Raw genomic sequence first — 24,997 nt, 5'->3', positions numbered from 1 at the left:
GGGCGGGCGGCGGCAGCGTCCATGCGGGAACCGGCGGGCGGGAGACGGTCTGGAGCATAAGACAGAACGCACCGCCACCGCCCGGGCCGGGCGATGACGGTGCGCGCGCGTCAGGGGGCGGGGCTCAGAACCATTCGAGCAGCGAGATACCCAGGCCCACGTAGGTCGCCTTGTGGTTGTAGTCGATCAGGCTCTCACCGTAGCCCTCGAACACCTGCAGATGTCCGCGGAAGTTCTTGTGGATCGGGAAACCCCAGTCGAACTGCAGTGCGCCGTGCGAACGGTCGCCACCGCGCAGCGAGTGCCGGGCCATCACCGAGAACTCGTGGCCGCCACGCACGTGCGTCAGCGTCACGTCGCCGCGGCCCATGAAGTCCTCGATGTCGGGATTGTCGTCGTCGTTGCCGTCGGAGATGCGCACCCACGGCCGGATCATCAGCGCCCAGTTGTCGCGGTCCAGACCGACGTTGAACATCACCCGGTTCCAGCTGCGCGACAGCGGATCGCCGCGGCCATTGGACTGGTGGTTGACGCCGATCGCGGCCATGCGGCCGTTCCAACCGCCGATGCTGTAGCCGTTGCGGAACACCATCAGCACTTCGGGTTCGTAGTTGGTCTCGCGGAACGGGCGCGATTCCTCGGTGTTGTAGACCTGCCAGCGCGAGCTCTGGGTATAGCCCATCCAGATGTCGCCGTTGCTGCCGAACAGGTTCTCGACCGCCTTGGTCTTGAAGCTCAGCTGGAACTTGGCCTCCAGGCTGTCGAGCCCCTGGGACGTGGTCACCGTGTTCTCGGGATTGGGCGAGGACGGCGTCTGGTTGATGTCCGAGGACCAGAAGGCGGGCAGCAGGTAGACCGGCTTGTAGGCGCGCAGATTGAAGATGCCGAGCTTGGAGTCCTTGGCCAGTTCCCAGCGGCTGTCGAGCAGCGAGCCCTGGCCGGCATTGGCGATCGCGTCCGAGAGCCGGTCGCCGCCATCGTGCGCGTAGAGGCTGTTCGACACGGGGCCTTCGGCCAGTGCGTCCGCCCGCAGTGCCGGGTCCTTGCGCAGTTCCCGCGCGACCGCGGCTTCGGTATCGGCCTGCTGGGGCGTCCGCGCGGCGCGACCGGTCATGGTGTCGAAGCAGGCCAGGCGCTGGGCGTCCTGTTCGAGCGCCACGCAGGCGTCGAGACTCGCCGGCGCGGTGGGCGCGATGCTGGGCACCTCGGGCGCCTGGGCATGGGCGAACCCGGAAGCTGCAGCCAGCGCAGCGGGAAACAGAGAGGCGGGTCGCATGATCAAGTCGCGTCCTTGAGCGTGAGGAGGTTGCTTGGGTCGGTACTTTGCACCTCGGCGACCTGGCGGTCGATATCCCGGTTGACCGAGGTGTCGACGCCGGCGCTGGTGGCGGGCTCGGGATCGACGGGCGCCGGGGCGGCAGTCTCCTCGTCCCGGGCCAGCACCACGTGGGTCGTGGTCCTGGGGCCTTGTATCCCTTCGCGCCAGAATGCGCCCTTCACGAGACGGATCGCCTCGCTGCGGGTCTTGCCCAGGTCGCTGTGGCGCTGGTCCACCCAGGCGAAGAACCGCAGCACGCTGCCGTTGGCGCCGAACTCGACGACCATCCACGACGGGGCCGGGTCGGCGAGCACATCCTCGATGCTGGCGATCTCGTCCATGGCGATGGCGTGCGCCTTGCGGATCGACTCGGCGGCGTCGATGGGGATCGTGAAATCGAAGCGCCGCTTCGGATTGCTGGTGTAGTTGAGGATCACTGCCTTGAACACCAGTGCGTTGGGCAGGCGCAGCTCGTTGCCCTCCAGCGTGATCAGGGTCATGGCGCGCGCGCTGAGCGCGGCGACTTTGCCTTCGTAGCTGTCGATCCTGACCAGCTCGCCGGGTTCGAACGGCCGTCGCAGGCTCAACAGGATGCCGGCGATGTAGTTCTCGGCGATGTCCTTGAACGCGAAGCCCAGTGCCAGTCCCAGAACGCCGGCCGATCCCAGCATCGCGCCGACGAGCGCAGTGGCGTTGAGCAGGTCGAGCGCGACGAGGAAACCGATCAGCAGGATCACCCCGCGTACCGCGCGTCGCAGCAGTCCGTCGAGGTAGGGGTTGCGCGTGCGCAGCCGCAGCCAGTGCAGCCGCTGCGAGACGAACCCGCCGATCCACGACGCCAGGAAGACGATCAGCGCCGCGGCGAGCAGCAGCGGCAGATGCGCGAGCAGGCGCAGCACCCGCAGCTCGGCCTCGTCGTAGACCTGCTCCACGCGCGTCCGCACGTCGACATCGTCGGCGAATTCCAGTGCGCCGCCGTCCGCACCGGGTTTGGCGGCAGCGTCAGGCGGGGCCTGCGCGGCCGTCGCCGCGGCAACGGGCGGTGCCGGTGCGACCGCGGCACGGGCATGGAGCGGGAGCGCGCACGCGCAGGCCAGCAGTGCGACGCTCAGGGCACCGGCCACGCCGCGCGGTCGCGTCCGGAGCGGATCCAACGGGGGGGCAGGGGGCATGCAGCGTGACGTCGCGTCGGGTCGGAGCGACACGATAGTGCACTCACCACCACCAGGCGAATGCGAAGACGGCGAGCATCAGCACCGCCAGCGCGAGCTTGAGCGCGACGCCGAGGGCGATCCCCACCCACGTGCCGACTCCCACCCGGGTCGCCTGGCCGAGGCCACCCGGGCGCAGGTCACGGCGGCTGATCAGTTCACCGATGACGGCGCCGACGAACGGACCTGCGAACAGCCCGGGCAGACCGAAGAACAGGCCCACGAACGTGCCGATGATCGTGCCGACCAGTGCGAGCCGACTGGCGCCGACCCGCTTCGCGCCGACAGCCGTCGCCCAGAAATCGACGGCGAACGACACCGCGGTCAGCACGCCCAGGGTGACCAGGGTCCAGACGCCGATACGTTCGAACCCGTCCGCCCATGCGGCCAGCAGCATGCCCGCGAACATCAGCGGCACGCCGGGCAGCGCGGGCAGGACCACGCCGGCAAGTCCGATGAGGACGAGCATCGCCGCCAGCACGTAGAACAGCGCACTCAACTCCATGTTCGAACTCCGTAAATCCGCGCCGTAAACCCGCTTCGGCAATCGGAAAAAGATGGGGAAACCCCGGATTGCATTTTCATAAACAGCGGGGTACTTTCCAACCGCTGTGTTTGTCAAGGTCACCGTGAACCGTGACCCTGCGTGAAGTAGATTCGTGTTGGCTCGTCCCACCCGGTCCGCTGCATCGTCGCACCCGTGTTCTCCTTGCAACCAGCCGCCGCATCCGGCGTTCCATCGATCAACTATCGAAACGTTCCAGGGAGAGAGAGCAACATGGCAGAACGCGAAAACGGTACCGTCAAGTGGTTCAATGACGCCAAGGGCTTCGGCTTCATCAGCCGCGAAAGTGGTGAAGACGTATTCGTGCATTTCCGCGCCATCCAAGGCACCGGCTTCAAGTCGCTGCAGGAAGGCCAGCAGGTCTCGTTCGAAGTGGTGCAGGGCCAGAAGGGCCTGCAGGCGGACGCTGTCACGCCGCTCTGATCCCGACGGATTCGAACCAGAAAAAACCCGGCTTGCGCCGGGTTTTTTCTGGTCTCGACAATGCGGCGCCGATCAGTAGGCGTAGGCTTGGCCGTTCTGCACGCGCACGTTCGAGCCCTCGCGCAGGCCACTGACGTCGCCCTGCGACAGCACGGTCGTGCGGCCGTCCTGCATGCGCACGTGGACGTTGTACACATTGCCGCCTTCGGTGCGGTTCTGGATCGCGTTGCCGGCAACGGCGCCACCGATCGCACCCGCGCCGATGGCGACGTTGCGACGGCCTTCGCTGTCGGTGTTGCGACGCGCGAGTTCCTTCGCCGCGACCGCGCCCACCACGCCGCCGATCAGCGGTCCGGCGATGTTGGGATTGCTGTTGCCGCGAACGGTCTCGATCCGCGTGACGGTGCCGCAGTCGTAGCAGTTCGCGGGGCGGCCATAGCCGCTGTTGCCATAACCGCTGTTGCCGTAGCCCGAGCCATAACCCGGCGAGGTGGCACAGCCGGCGAGCGCGACGGATGCGGCCAGTACGGCGGTTCCGATCAGACCAGTCTTCATGGGGCAAGCCTCCGCTGCATTCGCAGCTTTGTTTTCAGGGAGCGCGGGCGGGTTCTGCCCGACGCGCCAACGCTAGGCAGCGGCGCGTGAATGCCGTAGCAATTCGGCACTGTCGACCTGCCGCATGCAGCGCCCGTTCAGTCGGATCGCGTCTGTGGTCTAGCCCCGCATGTCCTGGTGACACGCGTTGCAGGTCTCGCCGATCGCGTGCAGCGTCGTGCGCAGACGGGCGCAGTCCTGCGGCGGCGTCGCCAGCGCCGCGTCGAGCACGCGGCGTGCATCGGCGGCGTGGGCCACGAAGCCCCGGTGATCGCGCAGGTCGGGAAACGCGGGCTCCAGATCGTTCGACAGCGCGCGCATGGTGTGCAGATGCGACACGGTCTCGGCCGGCGCGCAACGGTTCGCGTCCAGGGTCGCCGAGAGCTGGGCCATCTGCGCCTGATAGAGCTGCATCAGCGCCGTGGGATACCGGTCCTGCCAGGTCTTGCGCGCATCGAGCGTGCGCAGCATCACCACGACCAGCACGAGGCCCGCGAGCAGTCCGATCACGAAGACCACCAGATACCCGGCGGCCGATGCGCCCGCGGTCCGTGCATCCGATGCCCCCTTGCCCGCGGCTACAGCCGCCGATGGCGCGCCGCCGGCCGCGTCGCTGCGCGAGGACACAGCGGCCGTCGAGTCGGCGCCGCGTGCAGCCGCATCGGCCCCTGCGTCTGCGCCCATGTCCCAGCAGCAGGTCGAACGGCCGACCGCGTTCGGCGCCGAGCTGCATCCGGCCACCGCAGCGCCTCCACCGCCTGCAGCCTCCGCTGCGGGCCGATCCGCGGCGCCGCCCGCCCCTGCGCCTGCACCGCTTCCCTCGTCACCCGCGGCCGCGCGGGCGCCTGCAGAGTCGGCGACGTCCCGTGCGGCGCCGATGTCCGCCTCCGCGCCCGCCGATGCCCGCCGGATGCGTGCGGAAGCGCAGGCATCGATGCACGACGCGATGGGGGACGAGCCCGACGACGGTGATCCGCCCGCGTCCGCCGATGCCCCGGAAATCCGTGCGGCCTGGCTGGCACGTGTGCGCGAGCTGCTCGACGCGGGACGTATCGACGAGGCGAAGGCCAGCCTGACGGAATTCCATCGCCGTCACCCGCAGGCCGAGCTGCCGCCCGATCTACGCGCGTTGCTGGACTGATGCCGCTCAACACGCTCGCCGGACCGGTCAGCCACACGCTCGAGGTCAAGCACAGCCGTTTCGTCGCGCACGCGGCGCCGGTCGAGGATGCCGACGGCGCGGCCGCATTCCTGCAACAGGTGCACGTCGCCGACGCCACCCACAACTGCTGGGCCTGGCGCCTCGGCGACCAGTACCGCTCCAGCGACGACGGCGAACCCGCCGGCACCGCGGGCCGGCCGATCCTCGCGGCGATCGACGGACAAGGCTTCGACCGCATCGCGGTCGTCGTCGTGCGCTGGTACGGCGGCATCAAGCTCGGCGCCGGCGGGCTGGTCCGCGCCTACGGCGGGTGCGCCGCCGAATGTCTGCGGACCGCGCCGCGCGTGGCCCTCGTGGAGATGGCCACGCTGCATCTGCATGCGCCGTTCGATGCGATCGGCAGCGTGCATGCCGCGCTGCCGGCCGCGCTGGCGGTCAAACGTGCGGAGACCTTCGACACCGCGGGCGTGGCGCTGGTGCTGGACCTGCCGGCCGACCGCGTCGACGACTTGAAAACGCGTCTGCGCGATGCCACCCGTGACCGGGTCCGCATCGACGACAATGGCTGATGGCATTCCGATCCCCCCGCACGACGCCTGACGCCGGCGCACCCAAGGCGCGCATCGGCGCGCTCAAGACCCTGTGGCCCTTCGTGATGCGTCAGCGCGGCCTGTTCGCGGCCTGGATGGTGGCGCTCGCGCTGTCGTCGGCGGCGACCCTGAGCCTGCCGATGGCGGTCAAGCAGATGATCGATCACGGCTTCACCGGGGGCGATCAGATCGACCGCGCGTTCGCGCTGCTGCTGCTCGTCGCCATCGCGCTGGCCGTGTTCACCGCGGCACGCTTCTTCTTCGTGTCGCTGCTGGGCGAGCGTGTCGTGGCCGACCTGCGCAACCGGCTCTACGGCCATCTGCTCGATCTCGACCAGCCGTTCTTCGAGCAGACACGCAGCGGTGATCTGGTCTCGCGGCTGAGCGCCGACACCGAACTGCTGCGCGCCGTCGTCGGCTCGACGATGTCGGTGGCACTGCGCAGTACGGTGATGGTGATCGGCAGCGTGGCGATGCTGGTCGTCACCAGCCCACGGCTCGCGGCGTTCACCCTGATCGGCATTCCGCTGTTCGTGCTGCCGCTGGTGCTGGGCGGCCGCAAGCTGGCGAAGATTTCGCGCCAGAGCCAGGACCGCGTGGCCGACGCCAACGCACTCGCCAACGAAACGCTGACCGCGATCCGCACCGTGCAGGCGCATGCGCGCGAACCCTGGGAGCGCGGCCGCTTCGGCGACGCGGTCGCGCAGTCGGTCGCCACCGCACGGCGCCGCATCGGCCTGCAATCGATCATCACCGCGGTCGCGATCACGCTGATCTTCGGCGCGGTGACCGTCGTGCTGTGGTCGGGCGCGCACGACGTCATCGAAGGCCGCATGACTGCCGGCACGCTGGGCCAGTTCGTGCTGTACGCGCTGTTCGGCGCGGGTTCGGTCGGCGCGCTGGCGGAAGTGTGGAACGAGCTGCAACGCGCCGCGGGCGGCATGGGCCGGATCGGCGAACTGCTGGTGGAGCGGCCCGGCATCCGCGCGCCGGACGCGCCGGCCACCTTGCCGGAACCGGTGCGTGGCGCGCTGCGCTTCGAGGACGTGCGCTTCCATTATCCGTCGCGGCCCGATGCGCCCGCGCTCGAACATTTCAATCTGCAGGTGGCGCCCGGCGAAACGGTCGCGCTGGTGGGACCATCGGGCGCCGGCAAAAGCACGGTGCTGTCGCTGCTCCTGCGCTTCCACGATCCGGCCGAGGGCGCGGTGTCGATCGACGGCGTGGACATCCGCAGCCTCGCGCCCGCCGCCTTGCGCGACCAGCTCGCGCTCGTGCCGCAGTCGCCGACGATCTTCGCCACGACCGCGCGCGAGAACATCCGCTACGGGCGGCTCGACGCCAGCGATGCCGACATCGAAGCCGCCGCGCGCGCAGCCGAGGCCGACGCCTTCATCCGCGACCTGCCCGACGGCTACGACGCCCAGCTGGGCGAACGCGGCGCCCGACTGTCCGGCGGCCAACAGCAGCGCATCGCGATCGCCCGCGCCCTGCTGCGCGACGCACCGGTGTTGCTGCTCGACGAAGCCACTTCAGCGCTGGATGCGCAGAGCGAGTTCGCGGTGCAGGAAGCGCTGGCGCGTCTGATGGAGGGCCGCACGACGCTGGTCATCGCGCATCGACTGGCGACCATTCTCAAGGCCGACCGCATCGTGGTCATGGACCGGGGCCGCATCGTCGCCCAGGGCACGCATGACGAACTGCTCGCGCAGGGCGGACTCTATGCGGAACTGGCGCGATTGCAGTTCATCGACTGACGCCGTCGGCGCGTCCTGTCCACAGGACGTCGCGATGCGGGTCGTCCCGGGACAGGGGCGCCATGTCGACGGCAGCGTCCTGGCGTAACGCACGCACCGCATGGTCCGCGGCATGGCGCAGCATCGTCGGCGCGATGTAACGCCGGTGCACGCCGCGGATGACCGCCATGTAGACGCGTCCGAATGCGTTGCGCGTGCGCACGCGCGTCGCCATCGTGCACAGGCGCGTGCCATCCGGCCCGGCGCGGACGCCGATGCAGGTCCGGAACATCAGATGCACGTCGTCGGCGCCGAGAATCACCTCGACACGGCGTCCGTCGTCACCCAGGCGTTCGACCAGCACCGGGTGCCGACCGGCGAACATCTGCGGCGCATCGACCGACAGCAGCGAGGACGCGGGACATCCGAGCGGTGAGGTGCGCAGCCCCGCGGGCCGCACCAGCAGGTTGCGCAACGCCATCAGCCGTCCGACGCCCACCGGGGGATTGGCGACGAAACCCGCCAGCAGCGCATCCATGACCTGCGCGGGCGTCGCGCCGCCGACCTGCGCTGCGTCCAGTCGCACTGCAGCCTGGTCTTCGTGCGCGACGGGGCCGGGCAGCTGCGACTGCAGCAGCGAATCCGCGTCCACCGCGTCGGCCGCGCGCGCTCCTCCAACGGGCGCGTCCGCGCGCGTGCAGGACACCGGCGCCGGATCCAGCGACGGGCGGGTCGTCGCGATCGATGCGGGTTGGCGCCACGCGGCGTCGAGAAGCGCCTGGACCGCGGCGGGCAGCACATCGGTCAGCGCCGGAATGTCGGCCGCATTGTCGAGCACGCGTGCCTGGGTGGCCGCATCGAGCCCGCCGGCGGTTTCGTCGGGATGGCAGGACACCGCGAACAGCGCGGGATGCACGCTACCGGGCTGCGCGGGCATGAACTGGTGCCAGGTCCCACCGCCGAAGCGCACCGAGAACAGGCAGTCCGCTGGAACCTCGACTACATGCAGGGCGTCGACGAATGCGCCCGGATCGGCGTCGATCTGCGCCTGCGATGCGGTCGAGAACCGCAGATGCGCCCCGGCGCTGCCCGACACCGCGGTGAACATGCGGTTGCCGGCATGGCGATGGAAGGGATGCCCCTTGGCGCCGACGCCGAAGGTGTACAGCGACGAAGGATCACCGCGCGCGAGATCCATCACGCCGATCCGCGTGGACGGCTCATCGAGCGCATCGACGAACGCCGGATGCGCCCGCTGCCGACGCAGCGCGTCGCCGATCACGGCATCGCCCTGTCCCGGCGCGAACCGCGCGATCAGGGTCACTTCGACCGGCAGTCCGCCGCCGCGCGACGGCACGTGCGCGGCCGGGAACGTCGCGGCCGCACCGGACGCGGGCACGGCCCGCTGGACCGGTGCGGCATGAGTCCCATCGCCGGCCACCGCGCTCACGCCCTGCCCGGCTTGCGGCGTTCGCGCTTGATCGGTCCGCCGACGGGGCACACCTCGGCCGCCCAGGCGAAGAGCGTGTTCGCGAGGCGGTCGGGCACCAGCCGGAAGAACACGAACTGTCCGCGCTTCTCGCGTTCGATCAGGCCGGCCTGTTCGAGCACCCGCAGGTGCCCCGACAACGCCGGCTTGCTGAACTCGAAGCGGGCACCGATCTCGCCCGCGGTCAGCTCGCCGGCATTGAGATACGCGAGGATCTGGCGACGTGGCGTCGAGGCGAGGGCTTCGAACACGCGTTCCATGGCGGCATCCAGTTAACTAATTACCTAATTAATTACGCCGTTGAAGACCGGACGTCAAGCCGCCTGCTGCGCTGCGCCCGCCTCGCCCTGCTACGACGCCACGGCAGAAGCGGGCGCGCCCGCTGTCCGGCCGAACCGGTCGAGTGTCTCCACGAACGCGGGCGCCAGCGGTAACGCTCCGAACAGTCCGTGCTGCGTGCCACTGAGCACCCGCAGCATGTGTCCGCGCCCGCCCGGCAGGCGCCCCACCGGCTGGAACGCGACGTCGCGCGCCTTCGCGACCAGGTCGCGATCGGACTGGAACACCGGGGTCAGCCAGCGACTCCAGAACTGGTACATCGCCACGTGTCGGCGACGCACGCGTGCATACGTGGTCAATGCATCCGGGAGTGATTTCGCGCGCAAGGCATCGCGCAGCGCTTCGGCGTCGAGCAGGGCCATGTTGACGCCCTGCCCCAGCTGCGGGCTCATCGCATGGGCGGCGTCGCCCAGCAGCACCCAGCGGCCACGGTGCCATCGCGTCAGCGTGACATCGCGATAGCTCGCACGCGCCAGTTGCGCGTGCGTGGTGGTGGACGAGAGCAGGCGCGAAGCTTCGGGCCAGATGGCGGTCACCGCCTGGCGCCAGTCGTCGAGCGCAGCGGACTGCCAGCCGTCGAAGGCCGCGACCGGCAGGCTCCAGAAGAAGCTCAGACGCGGGGTCGCATCGCCCGGACGCGTGCCGACCGGCAACAGGCCGATCATCCGGCGCGCGGCGACGTAGCGCTGGCGCAATTCGTGCAGATGCGGCCAGTCGTGCGCATCGAGCAGACACCAGAGCGCGCCCCACGGATACACCGCGTCGCGGCGCACGGCGCCCAGCTGTCCGCGCAGGCGGGATGCCGCGCCGTCCGCCGCCAGCACCAGATCGAAGGGACCGTGCCGGCGACCGTCCGCGTCCCGCAGCCAGCGGTCGTTGTCGATGTCCGGACCCGCGATGGTGATGCCCGCCTGCAGCCGCACCCCATCGCACCGCGCGTCGTCGAGGATCGAGAACAGCGCGCCGCGTTGCATGCCGACCCCGCACAGCCGCGCATCGAGACCGGCGTAGCGCATGTCCATGACCGCGCGCCCGCAGGGCGTGTCGCCGTAGAGCCGATCGATGCGCGCGCCGTGCGCGAGCGCCGGATCGAGCAGGCTCATGCGCCACAGCACCTGCAGACCGGTGGGCTGGAGGAGGAAGCCGGCGCCGACCGGACCCGGCTCGGGCGCCCGCTCGAATACGTCGACCCGGTGACCATCGCGCGCCAGCAGCACTGCGGCGGCCTGTCCGGCCGTGCCGTAACCGACGATGGCGATCTGCAATGGCGTCATGGAGGCTCCGCAGCGGGCCGCCAGCATACCGGTGCATTCACGGATCCGGCAGCGACCGAAGCGCGCGCCACATATGCAGAAGGCCGCCCCGTCGCCGGGGCGGCCTTTCATGATCAAACGACGACGCGGTCAGTGCGCCGGTCGTTCGTCGCCGTCCTGCTCCAGCTGGCGCTCACGCTCGCGTGCCGTTTCGAGACGCGGATCCGGCTCGTCGAGTTTGTCGCCCAGCACGCGCCGCACGATGATGAAGAACACCGGAATCAGCAGCAGGCCGAGGAACGTCGCGAACAGCATGCCGCCGATGACGCCGGTGGCGAGTGCATGACGTGCGCTCGAACCCGCGCCGCTCGACAGCGCCATCGGCGTGACGCCCATGATGAAGGCGAACGACGTCATCAGGATCGGTCGGAAACGCAGGTTCGCCGCGTCCACCGTCGCGTCGCGCAGGGTCTTGCCCTCCTTGTACTGCTGCACCGCGAACTCGACGATCAGGATCGCGTTCTTCGCCGCCAGGCCGATCACCGTGACCATGCCGATCTTGAAGAAGATGTCGTTCGACAGACCCGGACGCAGCATCGTGAAGACCACCGCGCCGAGGATGCCCAGCGGCACCACCAGCAGCACTGCGACCGGAATCGACCAGCTCTCGTAGAGCGCGGCCAGGCACAGGAACACCACGACCACCGACAGCAGCAGCAGCAGCGTCGCCGTGTTGCCGGCGATGATCTCCTGGTAGGACATGCCCGCCCAGTCGTAGCCGAAGCCTTCCGGCAGTTCGTTCTCGACGATCTCCTCCATCGCGGCCATCGCCTCGCCCGTACTGCGACCGGGCGCCTGCGAACCGACGATGTTGATCGCCGAATAGCCGTTGTAGCGCGTCAGCGACGGCGTGCTGGCACCCCACTCCGGGTTCACCACCGTGCTCAGCGGGATCATCGTCGGCGTGCCGTCGGCGTTGGTCGACATCGCACTCGGCGTGTAGAAGCGACCGATCGAGCCCGGATCGGTGCGGTACTGCGCGTCGGCCTGCATGTTGACGCGCTTGATGCGGCCGTCGGACACATAGTCGTTGACGTAGACCGGCGCCAGCATCAGCTGGATCGCGCTGTAGATGTCGGTGACCGACAGGCCCATCGACTGGGCCTGCACGCGGTCGACGTGCAGCTGCAGCTGCGGCGCGTCCTCCAGCGTGTTCGGGCGCACGCCCTGCAGCACGTCGGTCTTCTGCGCGGCCGCGCCCAGCAGCTGGTTGCGGGCCTGCTGCAGCGCCGCGTTGCCGGCGCCGGTGCGGTCCTGCAGGTACATGTCGAAGCCGCCGAACTGGCCCAGGCCCTGCACGGTCGGCAGGTTCACGACGAAGATCGTCGCGTCCTGCACGCCCTGCAGCGCGCCGTTGGCCTCGCCGAGGAACTGGTTGATGTCCGCGTCGCGTTCGGCCCAGTCCTTGAGCTTGATGAAGCCCATGCCGACGTTCTCGCCCTGGCCGACGAAGCTGAAGCCCGCGACCTGCAGCATCGCTTCGTACGACGGGTTCTGTTCCAGGCGTGCGCGCACGTCCTCGAAGACCGCATTGGTCCGCTGCAGGGTCGAGCCCGGCGGCAACTGCACGATCGCCAGCGCATAGCCCTGGTCTTCCTCGGGCACGAAGCTGCTGGGCAGCTTGATGTAGAGGAAGCCGCAGACCACGCACAGCACCACGAACACCGCCATCCAGCGCGGCGCGTGCCGCACGGCGCTGCCGATGTGGCCGACGTAGGTCGCGTTGACCTTGTCGTAGTACTTGTTGAACGTGCGCACGACGACGTTGCTCTTGCGCTCGCCCGGCGGCGCATGCTGCTTGAGGAACGTCGCGCACAGCGCCGGCGTGAAGCCCAGCGCGAGGAACGCCGAGAAGCCCATCGCGACCGCGATCGTGATCGCGAACTGCTTGTAGATCTCGCCTGAGGCGCCGCCCTGCAGCGCGCTGGGAATGAACACCGCGGCCAGCACGACGGTGATCGCGACGACGGCGCCGGTGATCTGGTCCATCGCCTTCATGGTGGCTTCGCGTGGCGGCAGATGTTCCTCCGCCATGATGCGTTCGACGTTCTCGATCACCACGATCGCGTCGTCGACCACGATGCCGATCGCCAGCACCATCGCGAACAGGGTCAGCTGGTTGATCGTGTAACCCAGCAGGCTCAGACCGAGGAACGTGCCGAGCAGCGCGATCGGAATGACCAGCGTCGGGATGATCGTCGCGCGCAGGTTCTGCAGGAACAGCAGCATCACCAGGAACACCAGGATCACCGCCTCGATCAGGGTCTTGATGACCTCCTTGATCGACAGCGTCACGAACGTGGTGGTGTCGTAGGGCTTGAACCACTCGATGCCCTGGGGGAACGACGGCTGCAGCTCGTCCATGCGCGCCTCGACCGCGCCGGCCACCGTCAGCGCGTTCGCGCCGGGGAGCAGCTGGATCGCGAACGCACCGGTGGCCTGGCCGTTGTACTTGGTGTCGAAGCCGTAGCCGGACGCGCCGATCTCCACCCGGGCGACGTCCTTCAGGCGCACGGTCGCGCCTTCGTTGTCGGCACGCAGGATGATGTTCTCGAACTGCTCGGGCGTGCTGAAGCGGCCTTCGGCCGAGACCGTCGCGGTGAAACCCTGGCCTTCCGGCGCGGGGTCGGAACCCACGGAACCGGCCGCGAACTGCACGTTCTGTCCACGCACCGCGGCCATGACCTGGGACGCCGACATGCCGTAGCCCTGCAGCTGGTCGGGATTGAGCCAGATGTTCATGGCGTACTCGGACCCGAACTGCTGGGTGCTGCCGACGCCCGGCACGCGTGCGATCTGCTCGAGCACGCGCGAGCCGATCAGGTCGTTGAGCTGGTTGCGGCTCACCGACGGATCGTCCGACCGCAGGCCCACCACCATCAGGAAGCCGGCGTTGGCCTTGGCCACGACGACGCCCTGCTGCACCACTTCACTGGGCAGGCGCGGCGTGGCCAGCGACACCTTGTTCTGCACCTGCACCTGCGCGATGTCCGCGTCGGTACCGGTCTCGAATGTCAGGGTGACGCTGGCGCGGCCGGAGGAACTCGACGTCGAGCTGAAGTACAGCAGGTTGTCGATACCGGTGAGCTGCTGCTCGATGACCTGGGTCACCGCACGTTCGGTGGTATCGGCGCTGGCGCCGGGATAGGTCGCCGAGACGGTGACCTGCGGCGGTGCGACGCTCGGATACGACTCCACGCCCATGTTCAGCAGCGAGATCACACCCGCGAGCGAAATCAGGATGGAGACGACCCAGGCGAAGACCGGGTGGTTGATGAAGAACTTGGGCATGGCGGATCAGTCCTGCGTGTCGTTCGCAGCGGGCGCCTGACCGGCGCCATCCTGCGCCGGAGCCGCCGTCGCGGCGTCGCTCGCTGCGGGCGCGCCGGCCTCGCCTGCGGGCTGGGCCGCGGGCGCTGCACCTGCCGCACCGCCAGGCGCCGCCGGCGCCTGCGCCTGCCCGGGCGTCCACGGCTTGGGCGCGACCACCGCATCGGGACGCGCCTTCGGCACGCCGCTGACGATCACGCGATCGCCGGCCGCCAGACCTTCGGTGATGACCCACTGGCCATCCTGCGCACGGTCGGTCCGGACCGGCTTGCGGACCACCTTGTCGCCTTCGCCCGCCACCAGCACGTAAGCCGTGTTGGCATCACGCAGCACCGCGGCCTGCGGCACCAGATACACGCCGCTCTGCTGGCCCATGTTCGCGCGCAGCGTCACGTAGACGCCCGGCAGCAGGCGACGGTCGGGATTGGGCACGGTCGCACGCAGCTGGATCGCGCCGGACGCCGGGTCGACCACGTCACCGGAGAAGTCCAGCGTCGCCAGCTGGTCGTGCACCGAGCCGTCGGCGAGGACGATCTCGACCTGGCCGCCGCCGGCAGCCTGGTCGAGCGACATCGCGCGGATGCGGTTGAACTCCGCCGCGCCGATCGAGAAGTTGATGTAGAGCGGGTCGATCTGGTCGACCGTGGTCAGCAGCGTCGAATCGCCCTGGCCGACCAGCGCACCCTCGGTCAGCTGCTGCTTGCCGGCGCGGCCCGAGATCGGCGCGCGCACCGTGGCGTAGCCGAGGTTGATCTGCGCGGTCTGGGTGGACGCGCGGGCCGCCTGCAGCGCGGCTTCCGCGCTGCGCTCGGCCGCCAGCGCATTGTCGAGATCGGCCTTGGAGATGAAGTTGGTCGGCGCCAACTGGCGCGCACGATCGGCAGCGCTCTTGGCGTTGATCGCGTTCGCCTGTGCCTGCGCCTGCGCGCCCTGCGCGGTGCCGAGCGCGGCCTGCAGCTGCGCCGGATCGATCCGGAACAGCACGTCGCCTTCGTTGACGTCGCTGCCTTCCTGATACACGCGACGCTCGAGCACGCCCGGCACGCGGGCACGGACATCGGCGCTGCGGAACGGCGCCAGACGGCCCACCAGTTCCTGCTCCAGCGCGACGCTCGTCGGCTGCACGGTCAGCACGCCCACTTCCGGCGGCGGCGGCGCGGCCTGCTCCTCTTGTTGACCGCAGGCGGAAAGTGCCGCGACGAGGACGGCAATGGAGAGGAGTCGGCGCATGGGGGATGACCTGGGAGAGGTGGGACGGGATTTACTATACCGGCCAGTATAGCTAATTCAGATTGCGGTTCGCACCGTGACGGAAGTCATTGATGGCCTTGGCGCGCGCGATGCTGCGTTGCACCGCATGCGAACCCGATGAAATCGAACCTTGCTCACGGAATGAACCAGGTTCATACTCCGCGCCGCCCCCGACTTATTCAGGTCCAACGATGCCTGTCCTGTCCGCCGCCGTTGCGCGCCGCCAACGCGAGATCGTCGCGCGCGAGCGCACGCTTCTCGACGCCGCGCAGGCGCAGATCCAGCGCGATGGACTGCTGTCGCTGCAGATGGCCCGCGTCGCGGACGAATGCGGCTATGCGATCGGCACGCTGTACAAGCATTTCGCCAGCAAGGAAGACCTGCTGGTCGCACTCGCCACCCGCAACAGCTTCGACCGGGTCGAACTGTTCGAACGCGCCGCCAGATGGGACGGCCCGACCCGCGAACGCATGCTCGCCGTCGTGCTCGCCGACATGCTGATCATCCGCGAGCAGCCGGAACATTTCCGCCTCGCCCAGTTCGTCTGGACCGACGTGGTCTGGGGCGCGGCCTCGGTGGATAGCCGCCGGCGTGCGCTGGCCGCCTGCGAGCCGCTGGCCACGTTGATCGACGGCATCGTCGCCGAAGGGCGTGCACGCGGGGAGCTGCCGGCCTCGGCGCTGCCCCATGGCGCGCTGACGATGGGCCCCTGGATGATGACCGTCGGCATGCACACGCTGGTGCAGCAGCAGGGTCTGGTCGATACGGCCGTGACCGGCGATCCCTACCGCCTGCTGATCCGCCAGCTGCAGTTCCTGTTCAACGGCTACGGCTGGCAGCCGCTGGTCGACGCCGAGGACGACGCCGCGCTCGACGCGCTGATCGCCCGGGTCAGCCGCGCGGTCTTCGATACCGACTGGTCGAGCATCGCGCCCGACCTGCCCCCTTCCCTTCCTCTTTCCTGACGGAACCCGCCCCATGTCCAGGACCGAAACCCGATCCGCCACGCGCGCCCCGCGTCCGCGTCTGCGGATGCTCGTGATGCTGATCCTCGTCGCCGTGATCTTCGGTGGCGTCTTTCTTGCCAAGTTCGTGATGGGCAAGGGCATGAACGATTTCTTCGACAACATGCCGCAGCCGCCGGTCGCGATCACGACCTTCGATGCCGCGCAGCAGTCGTGGTCGACGCCGCTGGAAGCCGTCGGCACGCTGGTCGCGGTCAACGGCACCGACGTCACCACCGAAGCCGGCGGCGTGGTCCGCAAGCTCTCCTTCGACCCCGGCCAGCCGGTGAAGGCCGGCACCGTGCTGGTGGAACTCAACACCGACAACGAACTCGCGGTGCTGCGCTCGAGCGAAGCGGCCGCGAAACTCGCCGTCGTGCAGCGCGACCGCTGGCGCGAACTCGGCGAGACACAGCTCGTCTCGAAGGCCGAGGTCGAGGAACGCGCGACGCAGGCGGCGACGTCGCTCGCCCAGGTCGAGGCGCAGCGCGCCCTGATCGCGCAGAAGACCATCCGCGCACCGTTCGACGGCGTGCTGGGCATCCGCAAGGTCAACCTCGGCCAGTTCGTCTCGCCGGGCACGCCGATCGTGAGCCTGCAGCAGCTCGACCCCATCTTCCTCGACTTCGCCCTGCCCGAGCAGCAGTTGCCGCTGGTGCAGACCGGCGCAACGGTGCAGGCGGTCGTCGACGCGTTGCCGGGTACGCAGTTCGAGGGCACGATCACCGCGATCGAGCCCGCGGTCGATGCCGGTACGCGCAATTTCATGGTGCAGGCAACGCTGGCCAATCCCGACGGCAAGCTCCGCCCGGGCGCATTCGCCCGCGTCGGACTGGCGGTGGGCGGCGAGCAGGACGTGGTGGTGATTCCGCAGACCGCCGTCACCTTCAATCCCTACGGCAACGCGGTGTACGTGGTGTCGGAGAAGCCGGTCGATCCGGAAGCGCCCAAGGCCGAGGGCGACGAAGCGCAGCAGGGCCCGACGCTGGTCGTGCGCCAGCGCTTCGTCACCACCGGCGCGACGCGCGGTGACCTGATCGCGGTCACCGAAGGGCTCAAGCCGGGCGAGCGCGTTGCGACCAGTGGCCTGCTGAAGCTGCGCAACGACGCCGTTGTGACGATCAACAACAAGGTGCAGCCGAGCGCGGACGCCGCGCCGACGCCCGAGAACCGCTGATCGCGGTCGTCCCGATCGCCGTGTCCGGGCGCGCCGCGCCCGCCCTGCTCCCTGACCCGCGCACCACCGCGCGGGGGAGACCGAGATGAAATTCACCGACATCTTCATCCGCAAACCCGTGCTGGCGATGGTCGTCAGCCTCTTCATCCTGCTGTTCGGCCTGCGTGCGTTCTCCGAGCTCAACGTGCGCCAGTACCCCGAACTGCAGAACGCGGTCGTCAACATCAGCACCACGTACTTCGGCGCCGACGCCGACCTGATCCAGGGCTTCATCACGACGCCGCTGGAACGCGAGGTGGCGAGCGCCGAGGGCATCGACTACCTCACCTCGACCAGCTCGGCCGGCGTCAGCGTGATCCAGGCGTATATCCGTCTGGACTACGACCCGAACGAAGCGCTCACCCAGATCGCGGCCAAGGTCAACAAGCTGCGCAGCGAACTGCCGGCCGAGTCCGAGGACCCGGTGATCGACCTGCAGCAGGGCCAGCAGGTGGCGGCGATGTACGTGTCCTTCGCCAGCGAACAGCTTAACGACAACCAGATCACCGACTACCTCACCCGCGCGGTGGAGCCGAAGATCGCGACGATTCCGGGCGTGCAGCGTGCCGAGATCATGGGCCCGGGCTCGTTCGCGATGCGCGTGTGGCTCAAGCCCGATCGCATGACCGCGCTGGGCGTGACCGCGAGCGATGTGTCGATGGCGCTGCAGTCGAACAACGTGCTGTCCGCGCTGGGTTCGACCAAGGGCCAGATGGTGTCGGTGGATCTGACCGCACGCACCGACCTGCGCACGCCCGAGGAATTCCGCGCGCTCGTCGTGCGCGAGGCCGATGGCGCGATCGTGCGGCTCGGCGACATCGCCGATGTCGTGCTGGGCTCGGAGAACTACGGCTCGTCGGTGCGCATCAACGGCGCCGCGGCGACGTTCATGGGCATCTATGTCTCGCCGGATGCGAACGCGCTCGACGTGATCGCCGAGGTGCGCAAGGCCTGGGACGAGGAGATCGTGCCGCAGTTGCCCGAGGGCATCGAGGCGACGATTCCCTACGACAGCACCGAGTCGATCCAGGACGGCATCAACGAGGTCATCCGCACGATCATCGAGGCGGTGATCATCGTGATCGTGGTGATCTACCTGTTCCTCGGCTCGTTCCGCAGCGTGCTGATCCCTGCGGTCACCGTGCCGCTGTCGCTGGTCGGTGCACTATTCCTGATGCTGCTGATGGGCTTCACCATCAACCTGCTGACCCTGCTGGCGATGGTGCTGGCGATCGGCATCGTGGTCGACGACGCGATCATCGTGCTGGAGAACATCCACCGGCACATCGAGGAAGGCATGACGCCCTTCGATGCGTCGATCCGCGGCGCGCGCGAGCTCGCGTGGCCGGTGGTCGCGATGACCACGACGCTGATCGCGGTATATCTGCCGATCGGCTTCCAGGGCGGCCTGACCGGCGTGCTGTTCACCGAGTTCGCGTTCACGCTCGCCGGTGCGGTATTCCTGTCGGGCATCATCGCGCTGACGCTGACGCCGATGATGTGCGCGAAGATCCTCAAGCCCCACGGCGAGCAGAGCAAGAGCAGGCTGGAGAAATGGCTCGACCGGCGCTTCGACTGGCTGCAGCAGGGCTACCAGCGCCGGCTGCATGGCGCGCTGCAGACACGCGCGGTGATCCTGACCTTCGGCGGCATCGTGCTGGTCTCGTGCGTGTTCCTCTACATCGGTGCGCCCAAGGAACCGGCGCCGCCGGAGGACGAGGGCTTCGTGTTCGCGATCGGCAGCGCCGATGCGGCCAGCACGCTCGATTACGTCGAGGGCTATACCGAGGAGATGACCGCAGTCGTCGAACAGATTCCCGAGATCAACGATTTCTTCCTGTTCAACGGCGGCATGGGTGGCATGGGCGGCAGCAACAGCGCGATGGGTGGCTTCGTCATGAAGCCGTGGAGCCAGCGCGAGCGCTCGACCAACCAGATCCTGCAGCAGGACCTGCAGCCCAAGCTCGCCGAGATCACCGGCCTGAACATCTTCGCGCTGGTGCCGCCGTCCCTGCCGTCGGCGGGTGGCGACGGCGGCGGCGAGTTCCTGATCGGCGGCATCGGGTCGCTGGAACAGCTGTCGGAAATCGCGGACGAGATCGTCGCGCGGGCGCAGGCCAGCAGCCGCTTCATCTTCCTCGACAAGGACCTGAAGATCGACAAGCCGCGCGTCGAGGTGCAGATCGACCGTGACAAGGCGGCGCTGCTCGGTATCGACATGCGCACGCTGGCGGCCGACATGAGCGCGCTGCTGGCCGGCGGCTACGTCAACCGCTTCGCGATGCAGAACCGCTCCTATCGCGTGATCCCGCAGGTGCAGCGCAGCGACCGGCTCAACGCCGAGCAGCTGGGCAACTACTACACGCGCACCCGCGATGGCGACCTGATTCCGCTCTCGACGGTGATCTCGTTCAAGGAGAGCGCGCAGCCGCAGTCGCTCAAGCGTTTCCAGCAGCTCAATGCGGTGGGCATCACCTTCGCGCCGCGTCCCGGCGTGACCAAGGGCGAGGCGCTGCGCGTGCTCGACGAGATTGCCGCCGAGGTGCTGCCGCAGGGCTACAGCGTGGACTACGCCGGCGAGTCGCGGCAGTTCAAGCAGGAGGGCACGACGATGCTGATCACCCTCGCCTTCGCGCTGGTGATCATCTTCCTGGTACTGGCCGCGCAGTTCGAGAGCTTCCGCGATGCGGTGATCATGCTGGCCACGGTGCCGATGGCGATCAGTGGTGCGCTGCTGGTACTCAATGCGCTGGCATTGCTGTCGGGCGTGCTGCAGTTCGCCGGCATCGAGGCCTTCCCCGGCATGTCGATCAATATCTACACGCAGGTGGGCCTGGTGACGCTGGTCGGCGTGATCTCCAAGCACGGCATCCTGATCGTGGAGTTCGCGAACAAGCTGCAGGTCAACGAGGGCGTGCCGAAAGCCGAGGCCATCGAACGCGCCGCGGCGATCCGTCTGCGCCCGGTGCTGATGACGACGGCCGCGCTGGTGTTCGCGATGGTGCCGCTGCTGATCGCCAGCGGCCCCGGCGCGGCCGCCCGCTTCTCGATGGGTCTGGTGATCGCTGCCGGCATGTCGATCGGCACCGCGTTCACCCTGTTCGTGCTGCCCGCGTTCTACCTGCTGCTGGCGCGCGACCACAGCCATGACCGGGACGCGACCGAAGCACAGAAGGTGGACCGTCGAGACGATGACGATCTGGAACCGGCGCCGCAGGGGCACTGAGTTCCGGCGACAGGTGATACGCAAAAGGCGCGACTTCGGTCGCGCCTTTTCTTTGGAAGAATCGCGTTGGATCAGATGGCGATGACGGGTTTCGCTGCGCTCTGCCCAGCCTACGGCGGAGTGCCGGCGCGTGTGTGGGATGGATAGAGCGCCAGCGAAACACATCGCGCAACCCGTCAAAGCGTCGCGATCCACCCCGCATCGAGCGACAACGTCGCAGGCAGATCGCCCCCGTCCGCGACGAACGGCAACACCCCCAGACACGGCGCCGGCAACGCGCCGGTCAGCAGGTCGATGTAGTCGTCCGCTCGCGCAAAGTCCGGATCGATGCGGTTGCCGATCCACCCGACCAGCCGGCAACCATCCGCTTCGATCGCGCGCGCGGTCAGCCGGGCATGGCTCAGGCAGCCGAGCTTCAAGCCGACGACCAGCACCACCGCGCCGCCGATGTGCCGCGCGAAATCCTGATGCTCCAGCCCGTCCGCCAATGGCGCATCCCAGCCGCCCGCGCCTTCAACCAGCACCACGTCCGCGTTCGATGCGAGCCGGCCATGCGCGGCATACAGATCCGCGATGTCGACCGTCACGCCGGCTGCGATCGCGGCCAGTGTCGGCGCCGTGGGTTCGGGCAGCGCGACCGGATTGACGTCGACGTACTCGGGCCGCGGATCGCTGGCGGCCTGCAAGGCAAGTGCATCCTCGTTGCGCCAACGCCCGTCGAGCCAGTCGCAGCCGCTGGCGATCGGCTTCATGCCGACCGCGCGCAGGCCATGCGCGCGAAGCGCGTGCAGCAGGGCCACGCTCGAATGGGTCTTGCCGATGCCGGTGTCGGTGCCGGTGACCAGAAAACTGCGCGCGCTCATGCGGATTCCGGCGCCATGCGCCTCTGCATTCCAGGCTGTGAGGCCTGCGTGCCGCGCAAGCGGAACCCGTGCGCATCGCGCGGCAACGCGTCCAGTCCGCCGGGCCCCTGCGGGGCCGCTGCTACACTTCGCGGCATGTTCACTTCATCTCCCCTGACCGGCTCCAAGGCCGAACAGTATGCCGCGCTGGCGGCACAGGCACGGGCGCTGTTGCACGGCGAACGCGATGCGATCGCCAACGCCGCGAATCTCTCGGCGCTCGTCTACCACGCGCTGCCGGATCTCAACTGGGTCGGCTTCTATCTCTTCGACGGCACCGAACTCGTGGTCGGCCCGTTCCAGGGCCTGCCGGCCTGCGTGCGCATTCCACTCGACAAGGGCGTCTGCGGCGCGGCCGCGCGCACGCGCGAGACGCAGCGCATCGACGACGTGCACGCCTTCCCCGGACACATCGCCTGCGACAGCGCGTCGCGTTCGGAACTGGTCGTCCCGTTGTATGCCGGCGAGCGCCTGGTCGGCGTGTTCGACCTCGACAGTCCAATGCCGGCGCGTTTCGACGCCGAGGACCAGGCGGGCATCGAGTCGCTCGCCGCGATCTATCTCGAAGCCCTGCAATGACCGCGCCGACGCCGCTCAAACTGCGCAACATCGGCCCCAAGTCCGCGGCCTGGCTGCGTCAGGTCGGCCTGCGGACGCGCGAGGATCTCGAAGCGGCCGGCGCCGTGGAGGCGTTCGTCAAGGTGCGCCGCGCCGGTTTCAGGCCCAGCCTCAACCTGCTGTATTCGCTGGAAGGCGCGCTGCTCGACTGCCATTGGCAGGACGTGCCCGAAGCGCGTCGCGCGCAACTGGTCGAAGCCGCCGAGGCCGCGACCGCGTTGTTGCCCGATCCGCGCGCGCGCCAGGCCGCTGGGCCGGTGACGACGACCGTCACCGAGACGTTCGAGTCCGAGTCTCAGCTGGACAGTCTGTTCGACCGCCGCGACGACTGACCGCCACACCGGCGCGCCCTGCCCGCGCCCGCAACCCCGCGCTCACGTACAATCCGCGTCAGCTTCATGGTGACCTGCCGGCGTTCCGCCGTCCGGGTTGAAACGGGAAGCCGGTGACGCGCGTATGCGCCAGCCCGGCACTGCCCCCGCAACGGTAAGCGTGTTCAAGGCATCGCATCCGCCACTGTGCTCCGGTATGGGAAGGCGCGACGCCCGGGAGAACTCCCACGCGCGAGTCCGGAGACCGGCCACGAAGTCTTCCTCGATTGCGATGCGGCGGGCATTGCGGCGGCGTTCCGGACGGCTTTGCGCGTCCGGCCGGCAGCCGTGTCCGTCCTCGCGATCTCCCGACATCTCGCGTGCGTGGGTGCACGCGACCAGGAGACTGCAATGCCGTTCCGTACTCTGACCGTGGCGATCGTCGCCGCACTCGCTTCCCCAGTCGCCGCAGCGGCGACCGCCGCCGACGCGCGCGATCTCGACACCGTGCTCGTCACCGCCAACCGCGCTGAAAGCACGCTCGGCGACACCATCGTGCCGGCGCAGGTCATCGACCGCGCCGAGATCGAACGCACCCAGGCGCGCGACCTGCCCGAACTGCTGCGCGGCCGCGCCGGCATCCAGATCGCGAACCAAGGCGGTCCGGGCAAGCTCAGCTCGGTGTTCATGCGCGGCAGCGAGTCCGACCACGTGCTGGTCCTCGTCGATGGCGTGCGTGTCGGCTCGGCGACCGCCGGACTGGCGTCGTTCCAGGACATCCCGGTCGACCAGATCGAGCGCATCGAAATCGTCCGCGGCCCGCGCTCCAGCCTATACGGCTCGGAAGCGATCGGCGGCGTCATCCAGATCTTCACCCGCCGCAACACCGGTGTGATCCGCCCGCACGCGCGTGTCGGGATGGGCAGCCACCACCTGCGCGAAGCCAGCGCCGGCCTTGGTGGCCGTGCCGGTCGCGGCTGGTTCGGCGTCGACGCGGCGTTCCAGCGCACCGATGGCATCGACAGCTGCCGCGGTTCCGGCACGCTGTTCCAGGGCTGCTTCGTCGACGAGCCCGATCGCGACGGCTACCGCAACCGCTCGTTCAATGCGCGCGGCGGTGTCGAACTCACGCAGGGTCTGACGCTCGAAGGCAACGTGCTCCATGCCGACGCGTTCAACGAATACGACGGCAGCGTGTTCGGCGGCAACGAAGCCGACAATGTCCAGCAGGTGGCGGGCGGCAAGCTGACGTACGCACCGTCCGAGGTTGTCACGCTGACCGCGCAGGCCGGCCGGGCGTACGACAAGTCCAGCACCTACTTCCGTGACATCGACGCGGGCACGCGCGTCGATGTCGGCCAGATCGATACACGCCGCGATACCGCCTCGCTGCAGGCCGATTTCGGTCTCGCGCCGACCCAGCGCTTCTCGCTCGGCTTCGACTGGATGTCCGACAACATCGAAAGCGATACCGCGTACGCCTTGACCGCGCGCGACAACTTCGCGGTGTTCTCCGACTACACGGCGCGTTTCGGCGCGCACCGCGTGCAGGCGGGCGTGCGCCACGACGACAACGAACAGTTCGGCGGCCACACCACCGGCAGCCTCGGCTGGGGTCTGGATTTCGAGAACGGCCTGCGACTCAACGCCAGCGCAGCGACCAGCTTCAAGGCGCCGACGTTCAACGATCTCTACTTCCCGTTCGGCAGCGGCAATCCGGACCTCGAGCCGGAGCGCGCGAAGACCGCCAACCTCGGCCTCGCCCAGTACCGCGACACGTGGAACTGGTCGATCAATGTCTTCGAAAGCCGGGTCGACGATCTGATCTTCCTTGACAGCAATTTCGTCCCGCAGAACATCCAGGAAGCCCGGATCCGCGGCGCAGAACTGACGTTCGCGACCACACTCGCCGGTTTCGACCTGTCGACCGAACTGAGCCACGTCGATCCGCGCGACCGCAGCGACAGCGCCAACAACGGCAACCTGCTCGCCCGTCGTGCGCGCAACAGCGGCCGTCTCGACATCGACCGCAGCCTGGGCGACTTCCGCGTCGGCACCACACTGCGCGCCAGCAGCAGCCGTTTCGACAACGCCACCAATACGGTGCGCGTCGCCGGCCACGGCACGCTGGACCTGCGTGCGGCGTGGGCATTCAACCCGGACTGGACGCTGGAAGCCCGCGCGACCAACGTGCTCGACAAGGATTACGAGACCATCGCGTGGTACTACCAGCCCGGCCGCGAGTACGGCCTCGCGCTGCGCTGGTCGCCGACCGCGCGCTGACACAGGCGCGACGCACGCCGCATTCCAGGTGATTCCACACGGCCGTCGCATGACGGCCGTGTGCGTTTACGGCCGCAGGTTTTACGGCGAATTTATGCCGCAAGCCGGCGCGCCGC

21 protein-coding genes and 1 riboswitch are annotated in these 24,997 nt (G+C 68.7%); of the genes, 10 read left to right on the top strand and 11 right to left on the bottom strand.

Annotated features, from left to right (window positions below):
• Window positions 1-124: 124 nt before the first annotated feature.
• The 3 genes from CURTO8I2_RS04420 to CURTO8I2_RS04410 form a co-directional block, all read right to left on the bottom strand.
• Entirely contained in the window at window positions 125-1,276 is a 1,152-nt protein-coding gene (locus tag CURTO8I2_RS04420) for a phospholipase A (RefSeq protein WP_159679002.1), read from the bottom strand.
• Window positions 1,277-1,278: 2 nt separating this feature from the next.
• Entirely contained in the window at window positions 1,279-2,472 is a 1,194-nt protein-coding gene (locus CURTO8I2_RS04415) for a mechanosensitive ion channel family protein (RefSeq protein WP_159679000.1), read from the bottom strand.
• A gap of 61 nt (window positions 2,473-2,533) precedes the next feature.
• Entirely contained in the window at window positions 2,534-3,034 is a 501-nt protein-coding gene (locus CURTO8I2_RS04410) for a DUF456 domain-containing protein (RefSeq protein ID WP_159678998.1), read from the bottom strand.
• A gap of 273 nt (window positions 3,035-3,307) precedes the next feature.
• Here CURTO8I2_RS04410 and CURTO8I2_RS04405 point away from each other — a divergent pair, with 273 nt between their 5' ends.
• Entirely contained in the window at window positions 3,308-3,517 is a 210-nt protein-coding gene (locus CURTO8I2_RS04405) for a cold-shock protein (RefSeq protein ID WP_159678996.1), read from the top strand.
• A gap of 72 nt (window positions 3,518-3,589) precedes the next feature.
• Here CURTO8I2_RS04405 and CURTO8I2_RS04400 read toward each other — a convergent pair whose 3' ends face one another.
• Both CURTO8I2_RS04400 and CURTO8I2_RS04395 read right to left on the bottom strand, forming a co-directional pair.
• Window positions 3,590-4,072, bottom strand: a complete 483-nt coding sequence (locus CURTO8I2_RS04400; RefSeq protein WP_159678994.1) for a peptidoglycan-associated outer membrane lipoprotein precursor — start codon at window positions 4,070-4,072, stop codon at window positions 3,590-3,592.
• 159 nt (window positions 4,073-4,231) lie between these two features.
• On the bottom strand, window positions 4,232-4,795 hold the full coding sequence (locus CURTO8I2_RS04395; RefSeq protein WP_236550998.1) for a hypothetical protein: 564 nt from the start codon (window positions 4,793-4,795) through the stop codon (window positions 4,232-4,234).
• Between the two features lie 193 nt (window positions 4,796-4,988).
• On the opposite strand from CURTO8I2_RS04395, the gene CURTO8I2_RS04390 reads away from it, so the two are divergent.
• From CURTO8I2_RS04390 to CURTO8I2_RS04380, 3 genes are read left to right on the top strand one after another with little or no spacing between them, the layout of a single operon-like run.
• Window positions 4,989-5,252, top strand: a complete 264-nt coding sequence (locus CURTO8I2_RS04390; protein ID WP_159678992.1) for a hypothetical protein — start codon at window positions 4,989-4,991, stop codon at window positions 5,250-5,252.
• Entirely contained in the window at window positions 5,252-5,842 is a 591-nt protein-coding gene (locus CURTO8I2_RS04385) for a YigZ family protein (protein ID WP_159678990.1), read from the top strand. Before CURTO8I2_RS04390 ends, CURTO8I2_RS04385 begins: the two co-directional genes overlap by 1 nt.
• Window positions 5,842-7,620 (top strand): ABC transporter transmembrane domain-containing protein, encoded by a 1,779-nt coding sequence (locus CURTO8I2_RS04380; protein ID WP_159678988.1) that lies wholly within the window; start codon window positions 5,842-5,844, stop codon window positions 7,618-7,620. Before CURTO8I2_RS04385 ends, CURTO8I2_RS04380 begins: the two co-directional genes overlap by 1 nt.
• Here CURTO8I2_RS04380 and CURTO8I2_RS04375 read toward each other — a convergent pair.
• The 5 genes from CURTO8I2_RS04375 to CURTO8I2_RS04355 form a co-directional block, all read right to left on the bottom strand.
• Window positions 7,610-8,998 carry a DUF2867 domain-containing protein gene (locus tag CURTO8I2_RS04375; RefSeq protein ID WP_159678986.1) on the bottom strand — a complete coding sequence of 463 codons (1,389 nt, stop codon included), beginning with the start codon at window positions 8,996-8,998 and terminating at the stop codon, window positions 7,610-7,612. The two genes, CURTO8I2_RS04380 and CURTO8I2_RS04375, sit on opposite strands and share 11 nt — an antisense overlap.
• Before the next feature lie 47 nt (window positions 8,999-9,045).
• Entirely contained in the window at window positions 9,046-9,348 is a 303-nt protein-coding gene (locus CURTO8I2_RS04370; protein WP_159678984.1) for a metalloregulator ArsR/SmtB family transcription factor, read from the bottom strand.
• 90 nt (window positions 9,349-9,438) lie between these two features.
• Complete coding sequence (locus CURTO8I2_RS04365; protein WP_159678982.1) at window positions 9,439-10,701, bottom strand: NAD(P)/FAD-dependent oxidoreductase; 1,263 nt, start codon at window positions 10,699-10,701, stop codon at window positions 9,439-9,441.
• A 129-nt stretch (window positions 10,702-10,830) separates the two neighbouring features.
• Window positions 10,831-14,031: a multidrug efflux RND transporter permease subunit gene (locus CURTO8I2_RS04360; RefSeq protein WP_159678980.1), complete on the bottom strand. Its 3,201-nt coding sequence runs from the start codon at window positions 14,029-14,031 to the stop codon at window positions 10,831-10,833.
• Between the two features lie 6 nt (window positions 14,032-14,037).
• Complete coding sequence (locus CURTO8I2_RS04355) at window positions 14,038-15,300, bottom strand: efflux RND transporter periplasmic adaptor subunit (protein WP_159678978.1); 1,263 nt, start codon at window positions 15,298-15,300, stop codon at window positions 14,038-14,040.
• Between the two features lie 212 nt (window positions 15,301-15,512).
• Between CURTO8I2_RS04355 and CURTO8I2_RS04350 the strand changes: the two genes are divergently transcribed.
• The 3 genes from CURTO8I2_RS04350 (at window position 15,513) to CURTO8I2_RS04340 (ending at window position 20,767) form a co-directional block, all read left to right on the top strand.
• Complete coding sequence (locus CURTO8I2_RS04350; RefSeq protein WP_159678976.1) at window positions 15,513-16,286, top strand: TetR/AcrR family transcriptional regulator; 774 nt, start codon at window positions 15,513-15,515, stop codon at window positions 16,284-16,286.
• Between the two features lie 13 nt (window positions 16,287-16,299).
• Window positions 16,300-17,502: an efflux RND transporter periplasmic adaptor subunit gene (locus tag CURTO8I2_RS04345; protein ID WP_159678974.1), complete on the top strand. Its 1,203-nt coding sequence runs from the start codon at window positions 16,300-16,302 to the stop codon at window positions 17,500-17,502.
• Window positions 17,503-17,587: 85 nt separating this feature from the next.
• Complete coding sequence (locus CURTO8I2_RS04340; RefSeq protein WP_159678972.1) at window positions 17,588-20,767, top strand: efflux RND transporter permease subunit; 3,180 nt, start codon at window positions 17,588-17,590, stop codon at window positions 20,765-20,767.
• A 176-nt stretch (window positions 20,768-20,943) separates the two neighbouring features.
• Here the strand turns inward: CURTO8I2_RS04340 and bioD are convergent, their stop codons facing one another.
• The gene (bioD, locus tag CURTO8I2_RS04335; RefSeq protein ID WP_159678970.1) at window positions 20,944-21,630 is read right to left on the bottom strand and encodes a dethiobiotin synthase; all 687 of its coding nucleotides are present in this window, start codon (window positions 21,628-21,630) and stop codon (window positions 20,944-20,946) included.
• Between the two features lie 135 nt (window positions 21,631-21,765).
• On the opposite strand from bioD, the gene CURTO8I2_RS04330 reads away from it, so the two are divergent.
• From CURTO8I2_RS04330 to btuB, 3 genes are all read left to right on the top strand, one after another.
• Entirely contained in the window at window positions 21,766-22,248 is a 483-nt protein-coding gene (locus CURTO8I2_RS04330; protein WP_159678968.1) for a GAF domain-containing protein, read from the top strand.
• Window positions 22,245-22,619: a TfoX/Sxy family protein gene (locus CURTO8I2_RS04325; RefSeq protein ID WP_159678966.1), complete on the top strand. Its 375-nt coding sequence runs from the start codon at window positions 22,245-22,247 to the stop codon at window positions 22,617-22,619. Before CURTO8I2_RS04330 ends, CURTO8I2_RS04325 begins: the two co-directional genes overlap by 4 nt.
• A gap of 50 nt (window positions 22,620-22,669) precedes the next feature.
• Window positions 22,670-22,887: riboswitch (cobalamin riboswitch) on the top strand.
• 122 nt (window positions 22,888-23,009) lie between these two features.
• Entirely contained in the window at window positions 23,010-24,881 is a 1,872-nt protein-coding gene (btuB, locus tag CURTO8I2_RS04320) for a TonB-dependent vitamin B12 receptor (protein ID WP_159678964.1), read from the top strand.
• Window positions 24,882-24,997: the final 116 nt, after the last annotated feature.

This window comes from Luteimonas sp. 9C (genome assembly GCF_902506295.1).
Lineage (GTDB): Bacteria > Pseudomonadota > Gammaproteobacteria > Xanthomonadales > Xanthomonadaceae > Luteimonas.
Note: the sequence above shows the minus strand (reverse complement) of the source record. Positions and strands in the feature narration are given on the sequence as shown.